The 4,900-nt window shown below is 70.2% G+C and carries 5 protein-coding genes and 1 pseudogene; 5 read left to right on the forward strand and 1 reads right to left on the reverse strand.

The features are described from left to right. The first annotated feature begins 204 nt into the window (after positions 1 to 204). The 5 genes and pseudogenes from IMZ29_RS22100 (at position 205) to IMZ29_RS22120 (ending at position 4,575) form a co-directional block, all read left to right on the forward strand. Entirely contained in the window at positions 205 to 1,290 is a 1,086-nt protein-coding gene (locus IMZ29_RS22100; RefSeq protein WP_371820396.1) for a thiolase C-terminal domain-containing protein, read from the forward strand. A 2-nt stretch (positions 1,291 to 1,292) separates the two neighbouring features. Next, positions 1,293 to 1,481: a zinc ribbon domain-containing protein gene (locus IMZ29_RS23000; RefSeq protein WP_253207382.1), complete on the forward strand. Its 189-nt coding sequence runs from the start codon at positions 1,293 to 1,295 to the stop codon at positions 1,479 to 1,481. Between the two features lies 1 nt (position 1,482). Further along, entirely contained in the window at positions 1,483 to 1,731 is a 249-nt protein-coding gene (locus IMZ29_RS23005; protein WP_371820397.1) for an OB-fold domain-containing protein, read from the forward strand. A gap of 47 nt (positions 1,732 to 1,778) precedes the next feature. Beyond that, positions 1,779 to 3,466 (forward strand): annotated as a pseudogene (locus IMZ29_RS23010) (FAD-binding protein). After that, positions 3,466 to 4,575: a CaiB/BaiF CoA transferase family protein gene (locus tag IMZ29_RS22120; protein WP_216188426.1), complete on the forward strand. Its 1,110-nt coding sequence runs from the start codon at positions 3,466 to 3,468 to the stop codon at positions 4,573 to 4,575. Before IMZ29_RS23010 ends, IMZ29_RS22120 begins: the two are co-directional and overlap by 1 nt. Here the strand turns inward: IMZ29_RS22120 and IMZ29_RS22125 are convergent. Further along, positions 4,516 to 4,900, reverse strand: a 385-nt coding sequence (locus IMZ29_RS22125) for an FCD domain-containing protein (RefSeq protein ID WP_216188424.1), incomplete at its 5' end; no start/stop codon positions are given. The genes IMZ29_RS22120 and IMZ29_RS22125 overlap by 60 nt on opposite strands.

The following is a 4,900-nucleotide window of genomic DNA, read 5'->3' on the forward strand; positions in this document are numbered from 1 at the left end:
AGGAAGAGCTGGGCCGCACGATCGAAGGCGAGATCGCCCAGTGGGGGCCGATCGTGAAGAAGTTCAACATCACTGTCTGATGCGGTCCCAACGATGGCCCAGCGCACACTGAAGGGCCGTGTCGCGATCGTCGGCATCGGGGAGACGCACTACTACAAGCACGGCCAGTCTCCCGATGCCGAGTTCAAGCTGGCGCTGCAGGCCGTGCTGCGCGCCTGCGCCGACGCGGGCCTGGATCCACGCCACATCGACGGCTTCGCCTCGTACGGCGACGACCGCAGCGAAGCCACCCGCCTGGCCTCCGCGCTGGGGCTGCCGCGCCTGCGCTCCGCCACCATGCAGTGGGGCGGCGGCGGTGGCGGCTGCTGCGCCGCGGTCGCCAATGGCGCGGCCGCCATCGCCACCGGCCAAGCCGACTGCGTGGTGGTGTTTCGTTCGCTCAACCAGGGGCAGTACGGCCGCTTCGGCCAGAGCGCCGGCAGCGGCACGATCTCGGGCGAGCGCGCCTACCTGGTGCCCTACGGCGTGATCTCGCCGCCGCAGCGCTTCGCCATGCGGATCCAGCGCTACATGCATGAGCACGGCATCCGGCAGGAGGCGCTGCGTGCCATCGCACTGGCGTCCTATCACCATGCGCAGGCGAACCCGCGGGCCGTGATGCATGGCAAGCCGCTGGACGCGGAAAAGTACGATGCCTCGCGCTGGATCGCCGAGCCGCTGCACCTGTTCGACTGCTGCATGGAGAACGACGGAGCCGCGGCGCTGATCCTGATGGATGCACAACGCGCTGCCGACTGTGCGCAAAAGCCGGTGTACTTGCTCGGCGCTGCCGCGGGATCCGGCCCCCGGTTTGGCAGCTTCGCACACAACTCAATCGAATACGCATCTGGAAACTTCGGCACGGTCGCGCCTGACCTCTATCGGATGGCCGGCGTTGAGCCGAAGGATGTCGGCGTGGTGCAGGCGTACGATAGCTTTACTGGGGGCGTGTTGATGGCGCTGGCCGAACACGGCTTTTTCCCGCCTGAGGCAGCCAATGATTTTCTCGTGCTGGACAACCTGGTGGCAAAGGGCGGCCGCCTGCCCCTCAACACCAGCGGAGGCAACCTGGCGGAATGCTACGTCCATGGTTTCGAATTGGTGCTGGAAGCGGTGCGGCAGGTGCGCGGAACTTCTAGCAACCAGGCGGCGCGAAACGACGTCGCGCTGGTCGTTGGAGGGCCGATGGTGTCGCCGGCGAGCAACCTGTTGCTGGGCTCGCGCGATGCACTGGGAGAGACACCGCGATGACCATGCCTTCTTCCTACCTTCCGCCGGGCCTGCCCATTCCGGTTCCCGAGCCGGATGGCGTCTCGGCGCCGTACTGGAACGGCCTGCGCGAAGGCGTGCTGCGCGTGCAGCGCTGCGCACACTGCCAGGCCTGGCAGTTCGGGCCTGAATGGATCTGCCACGCCTGCCTGCAATTCGACCCAGCCTGGTGAGGTGGAACCGTCCGGCCTGATCTTCAGCTGGGAGCGCATCTGGCATCCGGCGCATCCGGCCCTCAAGGATCACGGTGCCTACCTGGCCGTCGTGGTGGAGCTTCCGCACGCGGGCCGCGTCCGCATGGTGGGCAACCTGCTGGGCGATCCGCTGCAGCAAGTGCGCATCGGGGCCGAAGTTCAGGGCGTGTTCGAGCATCACCCGGAGGCTTCGCAGCCGTACACGCTGCTGCAGTGGCGCTGCCGGTGACGGGGTCGTCTTCGACGGATGAAAGGCAAGCCGATATCGACCTGGTCGTGGTCGGTGCCGGGGCGGGCGGCATGGTGGCCGCGCTGGTGGCGGCGCTCGAAGGCCTGCGCGTCGTGCTGTGCGAGGGCTCACAACAAGTCGGAGGCACGACGGCCACTTCCGCCGGCACGCTCTGGATCCCGGGCAACCGGCACGGGGCGGAGGCGGGCCATGCAGACTCGGTCCAGGCGGCGGCCAGCTACCTGGACGCGCTGATCGGGCCGGACGATGGGCGCCAGCTGCGGCAGGCGTTCCTGGAATCCGGCGACGCGGCCATTGCCTACCTCGAGGAGCGCACCGACGTCGCCTTCGTCAGTGCGGGACAGCATCCGGACTACCTGGCTTTGCCCGGTGCGGCGATCGCTGGCCGGGCGCTGGCGCCGCGCCCCTTCGACGGACGGCTGCTGCGTGGCGCATTCGCGCGGATCCGGCCGCCGATGCCGGAGTTCCTGCTGCTCGGCGGGATGATGGTGGGCAAGGCCGACATCCAGGCACTGGTGCGGCGCTGGCAATCCTGGCCCGCGTTCGTTGCCAGTGCCGGGCTGGTGGCCCGCTACCTTGTCGACCGCATCCGCTATCCCCGCGGCACGCGCCTGGTGATGGGCAATGCGCTGGTCGCCCGCCTGTTCTACAGCCTGCAGCGCGCCGGCGTCGACGTTCGCTTCGGCTGGCGCCTGCGGGAACTGACCGTCGAAGGCGGCAAGGTGCGGGGAGCCACCTTTGCCGTCGATGGCCAGGAGCGGCGCCTCGACAGCCGGGCGGGCGTGGTCCTGGCCACCGGTGGCGTTGGTCACGGCGAGGCCCTGCGCGCCGAACTGGCTCCTGCCGGAATGTCCTTGCCTTCGCTGGCTTGCGATGCAGTCAACGGCGAAGGCATCACCGCGGCGCGATCCGCCGGCGCCGGGTTCGAGCGCTACGCCGCCGGCGACTTCTTCTGGCAGCCGGTGTCGCGCGTGCCACGCCCAGGTGGGCCAGGGCTTTTTCCCCATCTTTTCCTGGACCGCGCCAAGCCGGGCCTGGTTGCCGTGGACGCCCAGGGACGCAGGTTCGCCGACGAAGCGGGTTCGTACCACACTTCGTGGAGGCGATGGTGCGCCACCTGCAGCGCACCGGCGGCGATGCGGCCTGGCTGGTCTGCGATGCGGCCTTCGTGCACAAGTACGGACTGGGCGTGATCCTGCCGGGGACGCGCCGGCTGGATCGCTGGATCCGCCAAGGCTATGTCTGCGTGGCCGACCGCCTGCCGGCGCTGGCGCAGCGCGCCGGCATCGATCCCGCGGGGCTGCTCGCCACCGTGCAGCGGACCAACGACTATGCTGCAACTGGCCGTGACCCGGACTTCCACAAGGGCGATGCGCCGGTCGACCGGTTCAACGGCGACCCGGCCCACCGACCGAACCCTTGCCTGGGCGAAATCGGCCAACCGCCCTTCGTCGCGTTGCGCATCCTGCCGGCCGACGCGGCTTCGAGTTCGGGGCTGCCGATCGATGCCGATGGCCGGGTGCTGGACCGCGCTGGCCGTGTCGTCGTAGGACTCTATGCCTGCGGCAACGATGCCGCGTCCGTGATGCGGGGCACCTATCCGGGCCCGGGAACGACACTGGGGCCGGCCTTCGTCTTTGCCTGGCGGGCCGCGCTGTTTGCGGCGCGTCGTGCTGCATCGGCGCGTGCGCATCCGATCGAGGAGAAACCGTGATGGAACCGAATGCTTCCCCCGCGCGCCGCGCGGGCCCGCTCGCGGACTTGCGGGTCGTCGAGTTCGCGGGCATCGGACCGGGGCCCTTCGCCTGCATGCTGCTGTCGGACATGGGCGCCGACGTGGTGACGATCGACCGCCCGGGGGCACGCGCCAGTGATCCGCGCAACGTCACGCAGCGGGGACGCACGGTGGTGCAGGCCGACCTCAAGGACGCCGCCTGCATCGAGCAGGTGCTGCAGCTGCTGCAGGCGGCCGACGTCCTGGTGGAAGGCTTCCGCCCGGGCGTCATGGAGCGCCTGGGGCTGGGGCCGGAGGCGGTCGCGCGTCGCAACGCGCGGCTGGTCTACGGCCGAATGACGGGCTGGGGCCAGCATGGGCCGCTGGCGCAGGCCGCGGGGCACGACATCAACTACATCGCGCTCACCGGTGCGCTGCACGCCATCGGCACGGCCGACCGGCCGGTGCCGCCGCTGAACCTGCTGGGGGACTACGGCGGGGGCAGCCTCTACCTGGTCATGGGCATCCTGGCCGCATTGCACGAGGCGCGGCGGTCTGGGCTGGGGCAGGTGGTGGATGCGGCGATCACCGACGGCGTCGTCAACCTGATGGCGCAGTTCATCGGCCAATCCCAGCGCGGTGCCTTCGTCGAACGCCGCGAAAGCAACATGCTGGACGGCGGATGGCCGTGGTACGGGGTGTACGAAACCGCCGATGGACCGCACGTGAGCGTCGGGCCGCTGGAGCCGCAGTTCTTCGCTCGCTTGTGCGAGTTGCTGCAACTGGGTCCCGAGTGGCAGTCCGCGCCCTCGGACCGTTCGCGCTGGCCGGCCCTGCGCGAGGCGCTGGCGCAGCTCTTCAAGAGCCGCCCCGCGGCCCATTGGCGCGAGCTGCTGGAAGGAACCGACGCCTGCTTCGCGCCCGTGCTGCCGCTCAGCGAAGCCGCCCGGCACCCGCACAACGTCGCGCGTGGCGCATTCGTGGTGCTGGATGGCGTCACGCATCCCGCACCGGCGCCGCGCTTCTCGCGGACGCCGGCAGCCATCCAGTCAGCGCCGGCCGCTGCCGCCGGGGACCTGGCGGACGCGCTTGGCCGTTGGCGCGGCTAGCGCAGCCGCCGTTGCATCGCGGGTGCTGGCCGCCTGGGCCCGCTGCCGGTCGGCCAGCGCGAGGTACTTGTCCTGCAGCCGGGTCAGGCTGGTGACGATCTCGGCCACGGCCGCCTTTTCGTCCCGGGCCCGCAGGTGGCGCAGGAGCCGCCGCCGCGACGGCAGCACGAAGGGGTTGTCGCTCGGGCCGATGCGCCCGATGAACTCCCCCATCACCTCCATCAGCGCTTCCATCATGCTGGCCATGATGGGGTTGCGGGTGGCGCGCGCCAGCAGCACGTGGAACTCGCGGTTCAGGCGCTGGCGGGTGCCGAAGTCACCGGCG

The sequence above is a fragment of the Verticiella alkaliphila genome (assembly GCF_018904615.1).
Taxonomy (GTDB): domain Bacteria; phylum Pseudomonadota; class Gammaproteobacteria; order Burkholderiales; family Burkholderiaceae_B; genus Verticiella; species Verticiella alkaliphila.

Coding starts and splice junctions, on each gene's coding strand:
- IMZ29_RS22120 (WP_216188426.1), top strand. CDS start 3,466: ATGGAACCGAATGCTTCCCCCGCGCGCCGCGCGGGCCCGCTCGCGGAC.
- IMZ29_RS23000 (WP_253207382.1), top strand. CDS start 1,293: ATGCCTTCTTCCTACCTTCCGCCGGGCCTGCCCATTCCGGTTCCCGAG.